This is a genomic window from Streptomyces sp. NBC_00576 (assembly GCF_036345175.1).
GTDB lineage: Bacteria > Actinomycetota > Actinomycetes > Streptomycetales > Streptomycetaceae > Streptomyces.
Window position 1 is genome coordinate 10,202,048 of the sequence record NZ_CP107780.1, and the last position, 19,167, is coordinate 10,221,214.

18 protein-coding genes are annotated in these 19,167 nt (G+C 69.9%); 11 read left to right on the forward strand and 7 right to left on the reverse strand.

The window, feature by feature from the left end:
• The first annotated feature begins 9 nt into the window (after positions 1–9).
• Positions 10–1,170 (forward strand): XdhC family protein, encoded by a 1,161-nt coding sequence (locus OG734_RS44380; RefSeq protein WP_330293047.1) that lies wholly within the window; start codon positions 10–12, stop codon positions 1,168–1,170.
• A gap of 63 nt (positions 1,171–1,233) precedes the next feature.
• On the opposite strand, the gene OG734_RS44385 is transcribed toward OG734_RS44380, so the two are convergent.
• From OG734_RS44385 to OG734_RS44405, 5 genes are all read right to left on the reverse strand, one after another.
• Positions 1,234–1,899 carry a response regulator transcription factor gene (locus OG734_RS44385; protein WP_330293048.1) on the reverse strand — a complete coding sequence of 222 codons (666 nt, stop codon included), beginning with the start codon at positions 1,897–1,899 and terminating at the stop codon, positions 1,234–1,236.
• Entirely contained in the window at positions 1,896–3,221 is a 1,326-nt protein-coding gene (locus tag OG734_RS44390; RefSeq protein ID WP_330293049.1) for a sensor histidine kinase, read from the reverse strand. Before OG734_RS44390 ends, OG734_RS44385 begins: the two co-directional genes overlap by 4 nt.
• Positions 3,218–3,604 (reverse strand): hypothetical protein, encoded by a 387-nt coding sequence (locus OG734_RS44395; protein WP_330293050.1) that lies wholly within the window; start codon positions 3,602–3,604, stop codon positions 3,218–3,220. Before OG734_RS44395 ends, OG734_RS44390 begins: the two co-directional genes overlap by 4 nt.
• A gap of 167 nt (positions 3,605–3,771) precedes the next feature.
• Positions 3,772–4,227, reverse strand: a complete 456-nt coding sequence (locus OG734_RS44400; RefSeq protein ID WP_330293051.1) for a MarR family winged helix-turn-helix transcriptional regulator — start codon at positions 4,225–4,227, stop codon at positions 3,772–3,774.
• 153 nt (positions 4,228–4,380) lie between these two features.
• A complete protein-coding gene (locus OG734_RS44405) occupies positions 4,381–4,836 on the reverse strand; it encodes a MarR family winged helix-turn-helix transcriptional regulator (protein ID WP_330293052.1) in 456 nt (151 codons plus the stop codon).
• Between the two features lie 73 nt (positions 4,837–4,909).
• Between OG734_RS44405 and OG734_RS44410 the strand changes: the two genes are divergently transcribed.
• The 4 genes from OG734_RS44410 (at position 4,910) to OG734_RS44425 (ending at position 9,458) form a co-directional block, all read left to right on the forward strand.
• Entirely contained in the window at positions 4,910–5,716 is an 807-nt protein-coding gene (locus tag OG734_RS44410; RefSeq protein WP_330293053.1) for an SDR family NAD(P)-dependent oxidoreductase, read from the forward strand.
• A gap of 465 nt (positions 5,717–6,181) precedes the next feature.
• A complete protein-coding gene (locus tag OG734_RS44415) occupies positions 6,182–6,325 on the forward strand; it encodes a hypothetical protein (protein ID WP_330293054.1) in 144 nt (47 codons plus the stop codon).
• 150 nt (positions 6,326–6,475) lie between these two features.
• The gene (locus OG734_RS44420) at positions 6,476–8,011 is read left to right on the forward strand and encodes an aldehyde dehydrogenase family protein (RefSeq protein WP_330293055.1); all 1,536 of its coding nucleotides are present in this window, start codon (positions 6,476–6,478) and stop codon (positions 8,009–8,011) included.
• A gap of 361 nt (positions 8,012–8,372) precedes the next feature.
• The gene (locus tag OG734_RS44425) at positions 8,373–9,458 is read left to right on the forward strand and encodes an amidohydrolase family protein (protein ID WP_330293056.1); all 1,086 of its coding nucleotides are present in this window, start codon (positions 8,373–8,375) and stop codon (positions 9,456–9,458) included.
• A gap of 91 nt (positions 9,459–9,549) precedes the next feature.
• On the opposite strand, the gene OG734_RS44430 is transcribed toward OG734_RS44425, so the two are convergent.
• Positions 9,550–10,323, reverse strand: a complete 774-nt coding sequence (locus tag OG734_RS44430; RefSeq protein WP_330293057.1) for an IclR family transcriptional regulator — start codon at positions 10,321–10,323, stop codon at positions 9,550–9,552.
• 119 nt (positions 10,324–10,442) lie between these two features.
• On the opposite strand from OG734_RS44430, the gene OG734_RS44435 reads away from it, so the two are divergent.
• Genes OG734_RS44435 through OG734_RS44460 form a run of 6 tightly spaced genes read left to right on the forward strand, consistent with a single transcriptional unit; the run spans position 10,443 to position 18,343 of the window.
• Positions 10,443–11,519 (forward strand): cupin domain-containing protein, encoded by a 1,077-nt coding sequence (locus OG734_RS44435; RefSeq protein ID WP_330293058.1) that lies wholly within the window; start codon positions 10,443–10,445, stop codon positions 11,517–11,519.
• The gene (locus OG734_RS44440) at positions 11,516–12,346 is read left to right on the forward strand and encodes a fumarylacetoacetate hydrolase family protein (protein WP_330293059.1); all 831 of its coding nucleotides are present in this window, start codon (positions 11,516–11,518) and stop codon (positions 12,344–12,346) included. Before OG734_RS44435 ends, OG734_RS44440 begins: the two co-directional genes overlap by 4 nt.
• Positions 12,313–13,065 (forward strand): maleylpyruvate isomerase family mycothiol-dependent enzyme, encoded by a 753-nt coding sequence (locus OG734_RS44445; RefSeq protein WP_330293060.1) that lies wholly within the window; start codon positions 12,313–12,315, stop codon positions 13,063–13,065. Before OG734_RS44440 ends, OG734_RS44445 begins: the two co-directional genes overlap by 34 nt.
• 13 nt (positions 13,066–13,078) lie before the next feature.
• A complete protein-coding gene (locus tag OG734_RS44450; RefSeq protein WP_330293061.1) occupies positions 13,079–14,635 on the forward strand; it encodes an FAD-dependent monooxygenase in 1,557 nt (518 codons plus the stop codon).
• Entirely contained in the window at positions 14,632–16,692 is a 2,061-nt protein-coding gene (locus OG734_RS44455; protein ID WP_330293062.1) for an acetate--CoA ligase family protein, read from the forward strand. The genes OG734_RS44450 and OG734_RS44455 overlap by 4 nt, the downstream gene beginning before the upstream one ends.
• Positions 16,685–18,343 (forward strand): (2,3-dihydroxybenzoyl)adenylate synthase, encoded by a 1,659-nt coding sequence (locus OG734_RS44460; protein ID WP_330293063.1) that lies wholly within the window; start codon positions 16,685–16,687, stop codon positions 18,341–18,343. Before OG734_RS44455 ends, OG734_RS44460 begins: the two co-directional genes overlap by 8 nt.
• Positions 18,344–18,724: 381 nt before the next feature.
• Here OG734_RS44460 and OG734_RS44465 read toward each other — a convergent pair whose 3' ends face one another.
• The gene (locus OG734_RS44465; protein WP_330293064.1) at positions 18,725–19,096 is read right to left on the reverse strand and encodes an antibiotic biosynthesis monooxygenase family protein; all 372 of its coding nucleotides are present in this window, start codon (positions 19,094–19,096) and stop codon (positions 18,725–18,727) included.
• Positions 19,097–19,167: the final 71 nt, after the last annotated feature.

The window sequence follows — 19,167 nt, forward strand, 5'->3', positions numbered from 1 at the left end:
AAGCCCTCCATGCTGAACATCGCGGACACGCTGTACGAGTGGTGCGGCGAGGCCCGCCCCTTCGCCCTCGCCACCGTCATCGACGTGAGAGGCAGCGCACCCCTGCCACCCGGCACCTCACTGGCCGTGGACGCCGACGGCAACGCGGTCGGCGGAGTCTCCGGCGGATGCGTCGAGGCAGCGGTGTACGAACTGGGCCGCCAGATACTGGCAGACCGCGCTGCACCCGCACGCGTTGCTTTCGGTTACTCCGACTCGGATGCCTTCGCCATCGGCCTGACCTGCGGCGGAGAGATCGACGTCCTGGTACAGCGCGTGGAGCCCGCTGCCATGCCCGCCCTCGCCGCCGCCCTCGATGCCGTGACCGCAGGGCGCCCGTCGGCCGTCGCCCATGTCGTCGAGGGCCCTGGTGAACTCGTCGGCCGTATGCTCCACGTCCCCGACGAGGGCGCCCACGACGGCACTCTCGGTGACGAGAGCGAGGACCGGGCGGTCGTGGCGCAGGCGCGTGCGTTCCTGCGGGCGGGCCGAACCGCCTTGACCGACGTCGGCGGCGGGGGAGGAGCAGAGAGCTCGGAGGACGGCACCTGCCCGCGCAAGCTCACCGTCCTCGTCCACGTCCACGCGCCCCGCCCGCGCATGCTGATCTTCGGGGCCGTCGACTTCGCCGCCGCCCTCAGCCAGGCCGGGAGTTTCCTCGGCTACCGGGTCACCGTCTGTGACGCCCGCCCGGTCTTCGCGACCACCGCCCGCTTCCCGCACGCCGACGAGGTCGTCACCGACTGGCCCCACCACTACCTCGCGGCCACCGAAGTCGACCCCCGCACCGCCATCTGCGTCCTCACCCACGACCCCAAGTTCGACATCCCGCTGCTGCGCCTGTCACTGACCCTCCCCGTCGCCTACGTCGGCGCCCTGGGCTCCCGACGCACCCACGAACGCCGCATCGACCTGCTGCGGGAGGCCGGCGTCCCCGAGGACCAACTGGCCCGCCTGAACTCCCCGATCGGCTTGGACCTCGGCGCCCGCACTCCCGAGGAGACCGCTGTCTCCATCACGTCGGAGATCATCGCCCACGCCCACCGCGGCACGGGCCGGCCCCTGTCGCACCGCCCCGGCCCCATCCACCGTCCCACGCAGCCTCTGCCCGGCCTGGCGACGGCGCCCTGACCCCCGCACAGATGCCGTCCGGCAGTCGAAGGGCGCCCGGTGCACCGAGTGGTGTGCGGTCGGTCATGCGCCGGGGTGGGCGTGGCCGGTCTGGTAGGCGATCACGACGAGTTGGGCGCGGTCGCGGACGCCGAGCTTGGTCATGATGCGGTTCACGTGGGTCTTGGCGGTCCAGGGCGAGACGTGGAGCTGTTCGGCGATGGCGTTGTTGGAGAGGCCGGCGGCCACGAGGACGAGTACTTGGCGCTCGCGTTCGGTAAGGCTCGTCAGTTCCGGGGCCGGAGCGCTCGTCCTGTCTGGTGTGGCCAGGTAGTGGGCGATGAGTGCCTTGGTCGCCATGGGTGACAGCAGCGCCTCTCCGTGGGCGATCAGCCGGATGGCGTCGAGGAGATAGGAGAGCTCGACGCCTTTTCCGAGGAATCCGCTGGCCCCGGCACGCAGCGCCTGGAAGACGTGCTCGTCGGCCTCGAAGGTCGTCAGGATCAGCACCCGTACGCCTGCGAGGTCCTCGTCCGCCGAGATGGCGCGCGTGGCGGCGAGGCCGTCCATGTCGGGCATCCGGATGTCCATCAGCACGACATCGGCAAGGGTGCTGCGGGCCAGTTCGACCGCCTCTTCGCCCGTCGCCGCCTCTCCGACGACCGACATGTCCGGCTCCGACTCGATGAGCATGCGGAAGCTGGTACGGACGAGGGCCTGGTCGTCGGCGAGCAGAACGCGGATGGTCATCGCTGCCTCCCCTTACCGACGGTCGCGCGCGGGACCGTGCCGGACGGCCAATCTGACGTGCGGGTGTCGGCCGGTGGTCCGGTCGCCGGCAGCGGTAGACGCACAGTGAGGCGAAAACGACCGTCGGCTTCTGCTCCGGCATGGAGGCTGCCGCCGACCGCATGGGCGCGCTCACGCATGCCGGTCAGCCCGTGTCCGGTACCCGTCGCGGCCGACGCCGGGTACGGGCCGGGGTGCAGGGGGTTGGTGATCCGGATGCACAGTTCGTCGGGTCCGTAGTCGACGACCAGGTCCGCCTCCGCGGTCGCGCCATGCTTGTGCACATTGGTCAGCCCCTCCTGGATGACGCGGTAGGCAGCCAGGCCGACGGCGGTCGGCAGGGGGCGCGGGTGGCCGGACTGCCGGTGGCGGATGCCCAGCCCGGCGGCAGCCAGCGATTCGAGGAGCCCTCCGAGGCGGGACAGGCCGGGCACCGGTTCGGTCGGCTGCGTCGCGTCCGTCTCGTCTCCGGACTGCCGGAGTACGTACAGCAGCGGGCCCAGTTCGTCCAGCACCGTGCGGCCGGCGTCACGGATGTGACCGAGCGCCACCTCGGCCTGATCCGGTCGGCCTCGAAGGAAGCGGCCGGCGACCCCTGCCTGAATGGTGATCAGGGCGATGTGGTGGGCGATCACGTCGTGGAGTTCCCGTGCGATGCGCAGCCGTTCCTCGGCGACTCGGCGGCGTGCCTCTTCTTCCTTGCTCTCCTCCGCCCGCAGCGCTCGCTCCTCCATGGCGGCGACGTAGTCGTGCCAGGTGCGTACGGCGCCCCCGACGGCGGCGAACATCCCGGTCCAGGCGAACACGGCGCCACCCTCCGGGCTGGAGGTCGAGTCCATCGCCCAGGTGATGACGGCGTACAGGGTGAGGGCCGTGCCCGAGACGGCGAACAACGCGGTCCGCCGACGGACCGTTCGGGCCACGGTGTAGACCGCGATCAACGCGGCGATCTTCAGCGACCGCGACGGATACGAGGCGAGGACGGTGAAGGCCACCTCCCCAAGAACTGCCAGCGCCAGGACGGGCAGCGGCGCCCGGCGGCGGGCCAGCAGAAGCAGGAACGCGGCCGCCGCGGCGACAGCGTCGGCGCCCGACGGCCGTACGCCGTCGGGCCACCGTCCCAACAGCAGAGGCACCAGGCCGATACCACCCACGAGTGTGGCGAGGGCGGCATCCACCAGGCGCGGGTGAGCGCCGGTCACCCGCGCCTGATGGATGCCGCCCTCGCCACACTCGAAGGCGTACGAGCGGGTTGGCGGTGTGCCCGCAGCAACCGGGGTCACGCGTCGCGTCGCTTGAGCAGGACGGCCGCACCGGCCAGGAGCACGAAGATGTAGCAGGCGAACACCGCGAGCCCAGATTCGGGTGACAGCGAGTCGCCAGTGGTCCGCACCGTCATGACCGCGTTCGCCGCGTTCGACGGCAGGTACGGGCCGATGGCGTCGTTCCAACTGCTCGGCAGCAACTGGATCAGGCCGGGCACCACGAACAGCGCGCCCACCACGAAGGTGATCGCTCCGGCGATGTTGCGCAGCAGGACGCCGACCGCCAGGCCGATCAGCCCGGCGCCGGTCAGGAGAAATCCCGTCACCACTCCAGGACGCACGGCGAAGCTCAACGCGTCGACCGCGAGTTTGTCCCCGTACCTCTTACTGAGGTTGTTCACCTCGATCACAATCCACCTCCGGGTCTGAGGCCTCAAGGTTCTTGCAAGGCAGCCGGTTATGGCGTCGCCCTACGGCGGCTACTGCCTGTACCACGACCGCAGTACGCCCTTGTCGGCGGCAGCGACCCTGGGGTGACGCTGGTCATCGCTCGTCGTGATCGAACGATTCATGCCTCCCGGACCACGTCGGCCACCTCGTCGAGCAGTGTCCTCAGATGTGCGGCCTTTCGGGGACCCAGCTTCTCGGCGATCTGTTGTTCGATGCCCACGATCACGGCATCGGCATCGCGCAGGGAGTCACGGCCCGCGTCTGTGAGGTGCAGCTCCTGCACATGCCGGTGGCGCGGATGCGGTCGGCGTTCCAGTTGGCCCCGCTCCTCCAGGCGGGCCACCTGGGAGGCCACTGCTTGCGGGGTGACGTTCAGGCGGCGGGCCAGTTCCGCACCGGTCAGGCCGGGATCGCTGTGGACGGAGATCAGCAGCGTGTACTGCGCGGCCGCGATACCCAGCGGTCGTAGCTGTTGATCCTTCCGGGCCTGAACTGCCCATTCCGCCCGCCGCAGAGCCCAGGTCACCCGGTCCTGTGCGTTGGCGGCGATCGGTCGCTCGTCATCGTGTGTCACGCCGCGAGAATACGGCATCTGGGTTGGCATAAAACAGCTGATATCTGTTAACCAGCTGAAGGTGCCTGGCAGACGACCTGGCTCCTCCGGTTCTCCCGGAGGGGCGCCAGTGCGCACCCCGACGGCCAATCGTCTGCCAATGGCACCTGGGGGTCAGTCCTCGCGCATCGTCTCGGTCACCCGGTTGAGCAGTGTCCGCAGCTGCGTGGTCTCCTTCGGGCCGAGATCATCGGTGATCTGCAGCTCGATGTCGGCGATCACTTTGTCGGCCGCGCTCAGCGACTCCCGCCCGGCGGTGGTGAGATGCAGCTCCTGCACGTGCCGGTGGCGCGGATGCTCGCGTCTCTCCAACTGTCCGCGGCTCTCCAGGCGCGCCACCAGTGAGGCGACGGCCTGGGGGGTCACGTTGAGACGGCGGGCCAGCTCGGCGCCGGTCAGTCCTGGCTCGTCGTGCACCGAGATCAGGAGCGTGTAGTGCGCGGCCGCCAACCCCAGCGGGCGCAGCCGCTGCTCCTTGAGTGTCTGTACTGCCAACTCAGCGCGGCGCAACGCCCAGGTCACCCGGTCAAGCGCGCCAAGCCCGATGGGCTCCTCTTCGTTTCGTATCACGGGAGAAGGATACGGCACTTCATAAGTATCAAGCGTTTGACAGTAGCCCAGCATTTGAATAACACTGATCCCCATGACTCGTACCAATGCACTGATTACTGGCGCCTCCTCCGGCATCGGCGCCGCCTACGCCCGTCTCCTGGCGGACGACCACGACCTCATCCTGGTCGCGCGACGTGCCGACAGGCTCGCCGACCTCGCTGAGGAGCTCCGCGCCCGTGGAGCGGCAGTCGAGGTGCTGCCCGCCGACCTCGCCTCCCACGACGGCATCGCCGCTGTCACCGCCCGTCTGGCCATCGGTGACGTACGCATGTTGATCAGCAACGCCGGTGCCGGCGGCTACGCCCCGCTCGTCGACGTCGACCCGGCCGACATCGAGAGCCTGCTCACTCTCAATGCCGTCGCTCCCATCCTGCTGGTCCGCGCCGCGCTTCCCGGAATGCTCGCGGCAGGGGAGGGCAGCGTCGTCACTGTCGCCTCGCTTCTCGCCTTCAGCGCGGGCAGCACCCTCGCCGTCCGTGGGGACGGCACGCCCCCGCAAGCCCCCCGGCGTACCCTCTATGTCGCTGCGAAGTCCGCCACCGTGGGCTTCACGCGCACACTCGCGGGCGAACTCGCCGACACCCCGATCCGTGTCCAGGTGGTGTGCCCCAGCATTGTGGCAACGGAGTGGAACGGTGGCGCCTCGCGTGGCAACCCCCGGGCCATGCTGCCTGAGGCCGTGGCCTCGGCCAGCCTGGCCGGTCTGCGTCTCGGTGAGACCGTCTGCGTCCCCGGTCTGGAAGAGCAGGACTCCGCTCTGGACGCACTGCTCGCCGCGGAGGCCGGTGTGATGGGGGGTGGCTTCCGGCCCGCTCTCGCGACTCGCTACATGGACTAGCGAACTCGGTCAGCCAAGAGGGTGGGCGGACGACAGGTTTCCTGTCGTCCACCCACCCTCTTGGCTTTGAGTCAATATGAGGTGCAGACCACTAATCGTTTTTTTCCTCGCTGTTGACTAGTTGGCATTCCATAACTAACTTGGCTCTCGTTCAAGAGAGAAGGGGTGGGCGAGGCCCACGACGCTACGCCGCTCAAGGGTTGTCGGCCTGGCGGCTCACCTGTCTGCTGAACCTGAGTGGTCGCACAGGCATGTACGCGACGTTGGATCGACGGGTGAGCGTCTGCCGTCGACGACTCCGCAGCCCTCGGCGATCCGAGCGGCCGGGCGACTACAGGGGCTATCCCACCGAGGTCGGGTTCGACGAGCCGGAGCCGACCTCGTTGCCTCCCGGCGGGGCGGGAGCCGACTCGGGTGGAAACCCGAGTCTCCGCATCTGCCGCCGACTGCAGGAGTTGGTCAGTCATGAGTAGCCCCGCAACCGCACCGCCCGGCACCCAGGACCACTTCGGCGTTCTGTGCGAGGTGGAAGACCGGGTGCTCAGGTTGTCCTCGGCGATCGTCCAGCACGCGAACCGCGTACGGGCCGCCCTCGACCTGGCCGGCTGAGCCGCAGGTATCACCAGCAATCAAACGCTTAATGCTGGCCCAACGCTTGATGAGTCAGTACCTGCAACCGCCGAACACCGCGTCCGCCACCCGCCGGCACCCTCGGGGGCTGTCCGGGTGCTGCCGGTCGCAAGAAAGTAGGAGAAGCCCATGAGTAACAACACTCCGACGATCACGCGTGATGGAGTCATCGGACAGGACGGCAGTGAGGTAATCACCGTAGATCAAGCCACTGGAGCCGAGTTCGCGCGATACCCCGTGGCAGGTAAGGAGGAGGCGGCCGCGGCTGTCGCTGCCGCCCGCTCTGTCGCCTCGGCCTGGTGGGACCTCGGATTCGAGGGCCGCGCGGAGCGGCTGCGCGCGTGGCGGCGGGAGATGGCCGTGAGCGGTGAGGAGGGCGCCGCACTCATCCACGCCGAGAACGGCAAGCCTCTCGACGAGGCCCGCGTGGAGGTGCTCGGGATTCTGGAGCACGTGCAGTACGCCATCGAGAACGCCGAGCGCGTGCTGGGACGCCGTGAGGTCCCCAGCAGCCGCACCGTGCCCAACCAGCGTGCGTGGGTCGAATACCAGCCCTACGGCGTCGTCGGTGTCATCGGCCCATGGAACTTCCCCCTGCTCACGCCCGGGGCCATCCTCATCGAGGCGATCGCGGCCGGAAACGCCGCCATCCTCAAGCCCAGCCAGATCACGCCCGGCATCGGGGAGTGGCTCGTCCGGTCCTGGCAGCGGGCTGTTGCGGACCTTCCCTCCGTCCTGCAGAACCTGAACGGGTTCGGGGCGACGGGCGGGGCGCTCATCGAGGCGGGCCTGAACAAGCTCGCCTTCACCGGCAGTGTCACCACGGGCAAGACCGTGGCCGCCCAGTGCGCGCAGACCCTGACCCCCGTTCTGCTGGAACTGGGAGGAAAGGACGGCGTCGTCGTGGCCGAGGACGCCGACCTGGACGAAGCCGCCCGCCATGTCGTCTGGGGCGCCATGCAGAACACCGGACACGGCTGCATCAGTCTCGAAGTGGCCTACGTTGTCGAGTCGGTTCACGACGAGTTCGTCGAGAAGGTCAGCGAGCTTGCCAAGCAGGTCCGCGTCGGCAGCGGCGAAGACGCGGAGATCGGGCCGGTTCCCCTGCCCACCCAGATCCCGATCATCCGGGAGCACATCCGGGACGCTCTCGAGCGCGGCGCGACAGCCACCGTCGGCGGCCTCGATGCGGTGGGCGACCGCTATGTCACCCCCACCGTCCTCGTCGGCGTGACCCCCGACGCCCTCGCGGTGACGGAGGAGACGTTCGGTCCGACACTGGCCGTCGTCAAGGTGGCCGACACCGGGGAGGCCATCGCTCACATCAACGCCTCCCGGTACGGACTGGGCAGTGCCGTCTTCAGCCGCGACAGCGGCGAAGCCATCGCCCGTCAACTCCGCGTCGGAATGACGAGCGTCAACGACGCCCTGGTGTTCTCCATCAACCCCGCAGTGCCCTTCGGCGGTCGTGGCGACAGCGGTTACGGGCGCAAGCAGGGCGAGGAAGGACTCCGGGAGTTCGCCTACCCGCACTCCTTCACCGCCAAGACGGGCCCCGCTCAGTTCTCGGCCAGTACCTTCGGCAGGCCTGCGGGCGCGATGGCGGGAGCCCTCGCCGGCGTGCGCGACAGGATCCTGGCCGAGGGCGACAAGAACAGCGCCTGACCAACCGGCCGGCGGCCAGAAGCGCCGGTCCGGTCCGGCATTCGTCCCCGTCACCAGACAGGTCGCCGACTGACGGCACTGGGTCCGAGAGTGCGGCGCCCACCTCGGACCCGGTCGCCGGACACAGCCGTCGACAGTGCGAGCCGACCACAACAGCCGGTGCCCCACTGGGGAACGACGCGCACCTTCGCGGAGCGCGACATCGATTGGTACGTCCCGACAACCACCGCACCACCATCAAGGGAGAGCGGACATGTCCGACGAACGTCCTTTCCAAGCTGTGACTCCACCGGCCGAGCCCCCGACCGCAGCCACCCGTCGAAGATTCCTCGCTGCTACCGCCGCTGCCTCAGGAGCCGCTGTGGCCGGCGGCCTGGTCGCGGGACAACCCGCGCTCGCCGCCGAGTCGGCGCCCGGCAGCGGTGCCTCCACGACGGTCGGCGTCTCGAAAGACCATCGCAGCGCCAAAAAGGAGAAAAAGATGCGCATCGTGGCCGTGGAAGAAGCATTCTCCGTTCCGGGAGCCATCCGGCAGGAGGCAGCGATCCGTCAGCGCTTGGAGGCAACGGACGCGACCAAGCAGGAGTGGTTCCGGCGCCTGGACGACATGACCGAGCTGCGGCTGGCGGACATGGACGCCAACGGCGTCGACATGCAGGTCCTCTCGTATTCCACGCCGGGTCTGGAAGTGATCGAGGATCCCGCGGAGGCGGTGGCCGTCGCGCGGCGGGTCAACGACCATCTGGCCAAGGCGGTCGCCGACCATCCGAAGCGGTTCGCGGGCTTCGCGGTCCTTCCGCTGCAGGACCCGAAGGCCGCGGTCGTGGAGCTGCGCCGGGCGGTGAAGGAGCTCGGGCTCAAGGGTGTGCTGTACAACGACCATGTGCGGGGGCATTACCTGGACGAGCCGCAGTTCAGGCCCGTATGGGCCGAGCTGGAGCGCCTCGGCGTGACGCTGTATCTGCATCCGGCTGTCATTCCGGCCGACAACTGGCGTGTCTTCGACGGGTATCCCGTGCTGGTCGGGCCGTCCTGGGGCTGGACCGCGACGGTGGGCGCCCATGCGCTCCGGCTGATCTACGGCGGCGTGTTCGACGAGTTCCCGGGCGCGTCAGTGACGTTGGGACACATGGGCGAGCTGCTGCCGTTCCAGATGGCCCGGCTCGACAGCCGCTACCCCGCCCAAGTGCCGGTTGAGCGGAGGGTGCAGCACCTGCCCTCGTACTACCTGCGCAACAACGTGTACGCCACCACCAGCGGAGTCATGTCCCATGCCGCGTTGCTGGGAGCCGTCCATGCCGTCGGTGTCGACCGGGTGCTGTTCTCCATCGACTATCCGTTCGAGTCCAGCGCCGAGGCGGTGGCGTTCCTGCGTTCCGCACCGTACGCACCGGCCGACATCGCGCGCATCGCACACGGCAATGCCGAGCGAATCCTGGGACTGTGAACCAGCAGCGACGACGTGTCCCCGCGGTCCTTCCGTCCGCAGTGCGACGAGAGGGGAGGGGCGAGATGACGGTGCCGCACGCGGCAGCCGTTCAGAGTCCCTGACCGATGTCCCGCACGGCTGCCAGCAAGGGACGGGACAACGCCGCCAGGCTCGCGCGGGTGCACCGGACCGACGGAGCCGCGACCGCCACGGCGGCCACGGCGGTGCCCGTGCGATCGCGCACACACGCACCGACGGCGTGCACTCCGCGCTCGCTCTCCTGCAGGTTGATCGCGTAGCCGTCCCGTCGTACCGCCACCAGCTCGTTGAACAGGCGCTCCACGTCGGCGGAGGCGTCGGCCCGCTCTCCGGGGAGCCCGTTGGGGTAGAGGGCCCGGAGCCGGTCCGCCGGCAGGGCCGCGAGCATGGCCTTGCCGCCCGAGGTCACGTGGGCGGGCAGGAGTGTGCCGGTGCGGTAGCTGACCCGCAGCGCCTGGGGGCCCTCCACGCCGTCCAGGAAGCGGGCTCCGTTGCCGTCGAGCACCATCAGGTGGGTCGTCTCACGGACGGCGTCCGCCAGCCGTTGAAGGTGAGGGTGGGCGACGGTGATCAGGTCCGGGGGAGGGGCGGCCTGGCTTCCCCTGATCGCCTGCAGAGCGGGCCCCGGCCGATACACCTTGTGGCGGTCCTGCACCGCGAACCCCTCGAAGACGAGCATCGCCAGGATCCGGTGCGCGGTCGAGCGCGCGACGCCCAGCCGGTCCGCGACGTCCATCACCCGCAGTTCGTCGAGCTCGTGCAGCAGCCGGACCACGCGCAGGGCGTTGCCCGCGGCGCTCACCGGATACGAAGGGCTGGGCGAAGGACGAGCTGAATTCTCCATAGAGGAATTCTACCCTTCATGGATTCCGCTGGGGGGAAACGGCGGCGTAGCGTCAGGACCAGCGCGGAACGATGCGCGCTTCTTCTGGCGGTCGCCGAACACACGACCTGGAGGTCTCCGTGACCGATACCACCAGCGAACAGACCGAGCGCAAGCTGCTCGACGAGCTGTACGCGGACTTCGAGGACGCGGGTCTGATCCCGCTGTGGACGCAGGTGGACGGCCTCATGCCGATGTCGCCGCAGCCCGCCGCGGTACCGCACCTGTGGCGGTGGACGGAGCTGCTGCCCATCGCGCAGCGCTCCGGAGAGCTCGTACCGGTGGGGCGTGGCGGCGAGCGCCGCGCCATGGCACTGTCCAACCCCGGTCTCCCGGGCCTTCCCTTCGCCACCCCGACCCTGTGGACCGCGATCCAGTACCTGGGGCCGCGCGAGGTCGCCCCCTCGCACCGGCACAGCCAGGGGGCCTTCCGGTTCGTTCTCGAAGGCGAGGGCGTGTGGACCAACGTCGACGGTGATGCGGTCGCGATGCGGCGGGGTGACCTGCTGCTCACGCCGAGTTGGGCCTTCCACGAGCACCAGAACGTCACCGACAAGCCGATGGCCTGGCTCGACGGACTCGACATCCCCCTGGTCTCCAAACTGGACGCGGGCTTCTTCGAGTTCGGCCCCGACGAACTCTCCACCCGCGAAACCCCCGAACGCTCGCGCGGCGAGCGACTGTGGGGCCGGCCCGGGCTGCGCCCGATCAGTCAGCCCGACCAGCCCAACTCCCCGCTGGGCGCCTACCGCTGGGAGCACACCGACGCCGCGCTGACCGCCCAGCTGGAGCTGGAGGACGAAGGCGTACCCGGCGTGCTCGAGCCCGGGCACGCCGGAGTCCGCTTCTCCAACCCGACCACCGGCAGGGACGCTCTGGTCACGATGCGCACCGAGATGCGCCGACTGCGGGCCGGTACACAGACCGCCTCCGTGCGTTCGGTCGGCTCCGCGGTCTGGCAGGTGTTCGAGGGTGAGGCGGTCGCCCGTGTCGGCGACAAGGTCTTCGAGATCGCCACGGGAGACCTGTTCGTCGTCCCGTCCTGGTGCGAGGTCTCGCTGTCCGCCCGCACTCAGGTCGACCTGTTCCGTTTCAGCGACGAGCCCGTCTACGAAGCCCTGGGACTCGCCCGTACCTCCCGAGGAGAACACAAGTGAAGCTCGCCACCATCCGGGTCAACGGCACCACCCGTGCCGTCCGTGTCGACGAGGGCAAGGCGGTGGACCTCGGGGAGACCGACCTGGTGACCTTCCTGCGCCACGGCGACTGGGCGGCACGTGCCGCGGACGCCGACGGCGAAACGTACGAAGGCGCCCTGGACTACGCCCCCGTCGTCGTCGCGCCGGAGAAGGTCGTGTGTGTCGGCCTCAACTACCGCACCCACATTCTGGAGATGGGGCGCGAGCTTCCCTCGCACCCCACGCTGTTCTCCAAGTTCGCGCGGGCACTGGTCGGCGCGTACGACGACGTGACCCTGCCCGCCGCGTCCGCGCAGATGGACTGGGAGGCCGAACTCGCCGTCGTCATCGGGGCCGAGGTCCGGCACGCCGACCCGGAGCGGGCACGAGCGGCGATCGCCGGGTACACCGTGCTGAACGACGTCACCGCCCGGGACTGGCAGTACCGCACCACCCAGTGGGACCAGGGCAAGACGTTCGAGGCCACCACCCCCATCGGACCGTGGCTGGTGACCGCCGACGACCCGGCGGTGTCCGCCCAGGGCCTGAGTCTGACCTGTGAAGTCGATGGCGACACGGTCCAGAAGGCCGACACCGGTGACCTCGTCTTCGACCCGGCAACGCTGGTCGCGTACCTGTCCGAGATCATCACTCTGGTGCCCGGCGACGTGATCGCCACAGGTACTCCGGGCGGAGTCGGCCACGCCCGCAAGCCCGCCCGCTATCTGCAGGACGGTTCGGCCCTCGTCACCCGGATCGAGGGGATCGGCGAGTGCAGCAACACCTGTCGCCGGGAGACACGCTGAGCGCACGCCCGGCCGCGACGCTGGAGTGGGCGGCCAAGGGTACGGCGGCCTTCGAAGCCGCCGTGCACTGGCTGACCGGCTCGGGGCTCACCAGGCCCTCGTACCTGCCGGGCTGGAGCAGGGCCCATGTCGTCGCCCATGTCGCCCGCAATGCCGACGCCCTCGTCAACCTGCTGACCTGGGCGCGGACAGGTGTCGAGACGCCCATGTACGCAAGCGGCGACCAGCGTGCGCGCGAGATCGAGGAAGGTGCCCGGCGGCCGGCCGAGGAACTGCGTGCTGACCTGCTCGCGGCCGACGGCCGTCTCGCCGGGGAACTCGCCGCACTGCCGGACGAGTGCTGGGAAGCGACCGTCCGCACCGCGCGAGGCCGTGAGGTGCCCGTCTCTCAGGTGCCCTGGATGCGAGTGCGCGAGGTGTGGGTCCACACCGTCGACCTGAACATCACCACCTTCGACGATGTCCCGCACGAGGTGTGCGCGGCGCTGGTCGACGACGTCGCCGCCGCTTTCCGGGCCCGCCCGGACTGTCCTCCCGTCGAGCTACGGCTCGAGGGCGATGTCCGCACCTGGCCCCTGGGCGCGCCCGGCAGCGCGGAGCCTGTCGTGGTGAGAGGTGACCTCCCCAGCCTGGCCGCCTACGCGACCGGACGCCCTGTGCCCGGCCCTCTGTATCCCGTCGGCGGGGAATCCCCGCCGAAGCTGCCCGCGTGGCTGTGAGCGCGAAGGAAAGATGATGAAAGTAGCCTGCATCGGCGCAGGTCCCGGAGGACTGTTCTTCGCGACGCTGCTCAAGCGGAGCCGGCCCGGCGCCGAGGTCGTGGTCTTCGAACGCAGCGGCCCCGACGACACGTTCGGCTTCGGAGTGGTCTTCTCCGACGCCACCCTCGACGCCATCGACGCCGCCGACCCCGTCCTCAGCGAGGCGCTGGAGAAGCACGGCCGGCACTGGGACGACATCGAGGTCCGGGTGCACGGTGCGCGGGAGCGCGTCGGCGGCATGGGCATGGCCGCTGTCGTACGCAAGACGCTGCTGAGCCTGTTGCAGGAACGGGCTCGCGCCGAGGGCGTTCGGATGCGCTTCCAGCACGAGATCCGTGATCCCGCCGAGCTGGACGACTTCGACCTGGTCGTCGTCTGCGACGGCGCCAACAGCCGCTTCCGCACGGTGTTCGCCGACGACTTCGGACCGACGGCGGACGTGGCGAGCGCGAAGTTCGTCTGGTTCGGCACCTCGTACATGTTCGACGGGCTCACCTTCGTCCACCAGGACGGCCCGCACGGTGTCTTCGCCGCCCACGCCTATCCGATCGGCGACTCGCTGAGCACTTTCATCGTCGAGACCGACGCCGACTCCTGGGCCAGGGCCGGACTCGACACCTTCGATCCCTCGACGCCGCCGGGCCCGAGCGACGAGAAGACCAAGACCTACCTGGAGAACCTCTTCCGCGAGCAGATCGACGGGCACCCGCTGGTCGGCAACAACTCCCGCTGGGCCAACTTCGCCACCCGCAGGGCCAGTTCGTGGCGGCGTGGGAAGTGGGTGCTGCTGGGCGACGCGGCGCACACCGCGCACTTCTCCGTCGGTTCCGGAACCAAGATGGCCATGGAGGACGCCGTCGCGCTCGCCGAGGCCCTGGAGGAGTCACCGCACAGCCTGCCGGAGGCACTCGATGCCTACGAGTCGCGCCGCCGCCCCAAGGTCGAGAAGATCCAGGACTCGGCGCGGCCCAGCCTGTCGTGGTGGGAGCACTTCGGCCGCTACGTCCGCTCGTTCGACGATCCGACGCAGTTCGCCTTCCACTTCCTCACCCGCAGCATCTCCCGCGGCAAACTCGTCGTGCGTGACGCGGCGTACGTGGGCCGCGTCGACGGATGGTGGCGCGAACACCACGAGACAACGCCCCTGGAGACACCTTTCCGTAGTGGGACGTTCCGGCTGCCCTCGCGCCGCGTGGCAGTCGGCGACGACCTCCTGACCGGGACGGACGGCACCGACATCCCGATGGCACCCTTCGGCGGTCAGCCGTCCGGGGCGGGTGTGTGGATCGACGCCCCTGACACCGAGGAGGGCCTGCCGCTCGCCCTCGATCAGGTGCGTGAGACGGCGGAATCGGGCGCCCCGCTCGTCGGCGTACGCGGTGGTACGGCGCTGACCCGCGTACTGGTCGCCGAGGAGGCCCGACTCGCGCACGGCCTGCCCGCAGCGGTCATCGGCGCGTACGACGACGACAGCGCGACCACCCTCCTGCTGTCCGGGCGGGCCGACCTCGTCGGAGGCACCAAGTGACCGCTCTCGACCCACTGTTCGCACCCCGAGCCATCGCCGTTCTCGGTGCTTCCGCCACACCCGGAAAGCTCGGCGCGGCGATGACCGACTCGCTCGCCTCGTTCCCCGGACCGGTGCTGAAGGTCAACGCCGGTCGGCCGGATCCCGATCGGGGCTTCTTCCCGACCGTCGCCGAGGCCGCCGCGGCCCATGGCATCGCACCCGACCTGGTGGTGTCCTGTATTCCGGCCATCGCCACCGCCGGGGCCGTCCGCGACGCGGCGAACGCCGGAGCCCGCGCGGCCCTCGTGTGCGCCGGCGGTTTCGCCGAATCCGGCGACGATGGCGCGCTGCACCAACAGGCCCTGGCCGAAGTGGTGCGGGACACCGGCATCCGTGTCCTCGGGCCGAACACCTCGGGCTTCCTCGCCCCGCACCGACGGCTGACGGCGAGTTTCGTCCCGGGCGTGGCCGATCTGGAAGCGGGTCCGGTGGCGGTGGTGGCCGCAAGCGGCGGCGTGAACCACGCACTGGCCTTTGCCTTTGCCGAGGCCGGCGTCGGTCTGCGTCTGGGGGTCGGGCTGGGCAACAGCCTGGACGTCACCCAGGCCGACGTCCTGCTACACCTCGCCGAGGACGACGGCGTACGGGCCGTCGCCCTGCACGTGGAGACCGCCGCGGAAGGCCGCCGTCTCACCGAGGCCGTACGCCGCCTGACCGGCCGGATCCCCGTCGTGGCCCTGGTCGTCGGACGCAGCGACATCGGCGACTTCGCCCGCTCCCACACCGGCGCCCTGGCCACCTCCTGGCGCGTCACCAGAACAGCGTTGCGCCAGGCCGGAGCCGTCCTCGTCGACGACGAACGCGACCTCGTCGACGCCGTCACCGCGCTCAGCCGCGTACGGCTCCCCGCCCATCCACGCCCAGGCATCGGCCTGGTCACGGCACAGGCCGGACCCGGACTGCTGCTCACCGACGACCTGCGCTTCCACGGCTTGCAGGTCCCGCCCCTGGTCGAACGGACGGTGAAGGAACTGCGCGAGCTGCTCCCCGCCCTCACCTACCTGAACAACCCCGTCGACACCGGCCGCCCCTCGCCCGCGCTCACCCAGATCGTGGAGCGGGTCTCTCAGGACCCGGGCATCGACGTCACGGCCGTGTACGGACTGCTGGAGCCCACAGCCGTGGATCTTTCGGGCGCACTGGCCACCGCCCGCACCGCCACCCCGCTCGTCGCCGTCGTCGGCGGACCCGCGGAACAGGCGCGGCAGGCCCGCCGGGAACTCGGCGCGGCCGGCATTCCCTGTGCGGCCACGCCGGCCTCGGGATCGGTCATGATCCGCGCGCTCGTCGAGGACGCGGTCTCCCGAGCCCGCCTGCAGGCCGCCGACGTCACCGCGCCCGGTGCACCCACCCTGCCGCTGCCGGGACCGGTCGACGAGCACACCGCCAAGAGTGTCCTCGCGGACCTGGGCATCCGTACGCCCGTACGGCGCGTGTGCGCCGACCCCGCAGCGGCGCACGCCGCTCTCGACGAGCTCGGCGGACCGGTCGTCGTGAAGATCCTCGACGCGGAGATCCTGCACAAGACGGAAGTCGGCGGGGTCCAGGTCGGCATCCGCAGCCACGAAGACCTCGACGACGCCCTCGCCCGCATGCCGGCAAGCCCTGCACTGCTGGTGGAACAGATGGCTCCCGCGGGACCCGAACTCATCGTCGGAGTACGCCGCGACCCGGTGTTCGGCCCCGTGCTGGCTCTGGGCGCCGGGGGAACCGCCGCCGAAATCCTCGGCGACGTCTCCCTGCGCCTCGCGCCCCTGTCCGCACACGAGGCCGACGCCATGCTCGACGAGCTCGCCACCCGCGAGAAGTTCCTCGGCGCACGCGGCGCCACCCCGGTCGACCGTACGCGGCTCACCCACGTGCTGCTCGCCCTTGCCTCCCTCGCCACCGAAAACGCCGTGGCCGAGTGCGAGATCAACCCTTTGCGCATCCTGCCCGACGGCGACGTCGTCGCACTGGACGCCGTGCTGCTCCTGCGTGACCCATGGGATCAAGGAGGATCCGACGATGCGTGAGGGATTCGTCCCCTGGCCCGAAGAAGCGGCCGACCGCTACCGCGAGGCGGGATACTGGCGAGGCCGGCCGCTGGGCGCGTACCTCCACGAATGGGCCGAGACCCACGGCGACACGGTGGCCGTCGTGGACGGCGCCACCCGCCTGACCTACCGTCAACTCGTCGATCGTACGGACGCGTTGGCGTGCCGTCTGCTGGACTCCGGCCTCAGCCCCGGCGACGCGATGCTCGTCCAGCTGCCCAACGGCTGGGAGTTCGTCACGCTCACCCTGGCCTGTCTGCGGGCCGGGATCGCCCCCGTGATGGCGCTGCCCGCACACCGGGGCCATGAACTGCGTTACCTGGCCGCACACGCCGAGGTCACCTCGATCGCCGTACCGGACCGGCTGGGCGACTTCGACCACCAGGCACTGGGGCAGGAGGTCGCCGAACTCACGCCGAGCGTACGGCTGTTGCTCGTCGCGGGTGACACGGTCGGTACCGATGCCACGGATCTGCGCGCCCTGGCCGAGCCGGCCGCCGACCCGGCCGCCGCACGGGCCCGGCTCGACCTGATCGCCCCGGACAGTAGCGACATCGCCGTCTTCCTGCTCTCCGGCGGTACGACAGGACTGCCGAAGCTCATCACCCGCACCCACGACGACTACGAGTACAACGCGCGCCGCAGCGCCGAAGTGTGCGGCCTCGACTCCGACACCGTCTACCTGGTGTCACTGCCCGCCGGGCACAACTTCCCCCTGGCCTGCCCAGGCATCCTGGGCACCCTCATGAACGGTGGCCGGGTGGTCCTGGCGCGTACCCCGGACCCCGACAAAGTGCTGCCCCTCATGGCAGCCGAGGGCGTGACGGCCACCGCCGCCGTGCCGGCCGTCGTCCAGCGCTGGATCGACGCCGTGGCCTCCGGCCGCCACCCCGCTCCGCCCGCGCTACGGCTGTTGCAGGTCGGTGGCGCCCGCCTCGCGCCGGAGGTCGCCCGCCGCGTCGAACCCGTGCTCGGCGCCACGCTCCAGCAGGTGTTCGGCATGGCAGAGGGGCTGCTGAACTACACGCGCCCCGACGACCCCGACGACATCAGGATCGAAACCCAGGGGCGCCCCATGTCTCCGGACGACGAGATCCTCGTCGTCGACGCCTCCGACAACCCGGTCCCGCCCGGCGGGATGGGCGCTCTGCTCACCCGGGGCCCGTACTCCCCACGTGGTTACTACCGGGCGGACGAGCACAACGCCCGCGCGTTCACCCCCGACGGCTGGTACCGCACCGGCGACATCGTCCGGGTGCACCCCTCGGGCAACCTCGTCGTCGAGGGACGCGACAAGGACATGATCAACCGGGGCGGCGAGAAGATCTCCGCGGAGGAGGTGGAGAACCTCATCTACCGCCTGCCCGGTGTCGCCCGCGTCGCCGCCGTCGCGAAGGCCGACCCCGACCTGGGGGAGCGGGTGTGCGCGGTCGTGGTCGTCGAACCGGGGGCCCACCTGAGCCTCGAATCGGTTCGTGCGGCCCTCACCGCCATGCAGGTGGCCCGCTACAAACTCCCCGAAGACCTGCTGGTCGTGGACGAGTTGCCGCTGACGAAGGTCGGCAAGATCGACAAGAAGCGTCTGCGGGAAGTCGTCCGTGACGGGGCAGACTCCGTCGAGGCGGTGTGACAGGGTTCGCCGCTGCGGAAGGCGGGCCGATGACGTTGCGGTGATGCGCCTGCCTCGCCGGGGGGAGTCAAAGCTGCTTTGCCGGCCTTCTGGCGGTACCTGGGGAAACAGCTCCAGGTACCGCCATCACCGTCGCCCTGTCCCGACCGTCGGACCAGCCAGGGGAAGTGCCCCTCCTGATGACCAGCCTCATGTGTCCTCGCGTACGTCCTGCCGCTGAGTTCTTCTCTGCGCGGACCAGGCCGAGCACTTCGAGCACCGGCCGGTCGGTCAGCGGGAACAGATCGGCGTCATCGGCGCGAGCCGACGGCTGACCAGGGACGACAGGTCGCCACACGTCGAGTGCGTGGCGAACTGCAGCCCGGAATCGGGGCGCGGCCGTCATTCCCCTTCGCAGACGCCCTCGACGGCGAGCTTCTGGTAAAGGTGGGGGTAGGCAATGGTGCCGTCAGGGTAGCCCTCCACGTAGGAGGCGAACTCCGGCATGCCGAGCGCTGCACGGAGGTGTTCGGTGGATTTCCAGACCGCGATGTTGGTGAACTGCCGGCTGCCGCCGATGCCCCGGTACAGCTGCACGGAGAGGAGGCTCCCCGACTTCTTCAGGTACTCCGCGTCGGCCGTCCAGGCGGCCACCACCTCGTCCTCCTTGCCTTCCGGGGCGACCAACGTGTTGATGACGGTGACCGGGCCGACCTTCTCCTTCTGCTGGTCGTGGACGTGGGTGGACTCGTCGAGCTGGCCGAACTTGAGCATGATTCCTCCAGGAAATCGAGGCGGAAGTGGGTCTGCCGATCCACAGGGAATCAAGTGATCCGGGACCGGGA

Coding starts and splice junctions, on each gene's coding strand:
- OG734_RS44465 (WP_330293064.1), bottom strand. CDS start 19,096: ATGCTCAAGTTCGGCCAGCTCGACGAGTCCACCCACGTCCACGACCAG.
- OG734_RS44450 (WP_330293061.1), top strand. CDS start 13,079: ATGATGAAAGTAGCCTGCATCGGCGCAGGTCCCGGAGGACTGTTCTTC.
- OG734_RS44460 (WP_330293063.1), top strand. CDS start 16,685: ATGCGTGAGGGATTCGTCCCCTGGCCCGAAGAAGCGGCCGACCGCTAC.
- OG734_RS44380 (WP_330293047.1), top strand. CDS start 10: ATGCTGAACATCGCGGACACGCTGTACGAGTGGTGCGGCGAGGCCCGC.
- OG734_RS44410 (WP_330293053.1), top strand. CDS start 4,910: ATGACTCGTACCAATGCACTGATTACTGGCGCCTCCTCCGGCATCGGC.
- OG734_RS44385 (WP_330293048.1), bottom strand. CDS start 1,899: ATGACCATCCGCGTTCTGCTCGCCGACGACCAGGCCCTCGTCCGTACC.
- OG734_RS44415 (WP_330293054.1), top strand. CDS start 6,182: ATGAGTAGCCCCGCAACCGCACCGCCCGGCACCCAGGACCACTTCGGC.
- OG734_RS44420 (WP_330293055.1), top strand. CDS start 6,476: ATGAGTAACAACACTCCGACGATCACGCGTGATGGAGTCATCGGACAG.
- OG734_RS44430 (WP_330293057.1), bottom strand. CDS start 10,323: ATGGAGAATTCAGCTCGTCCTTCGCCCAGCCCTTCGTATCCGGTGAGC.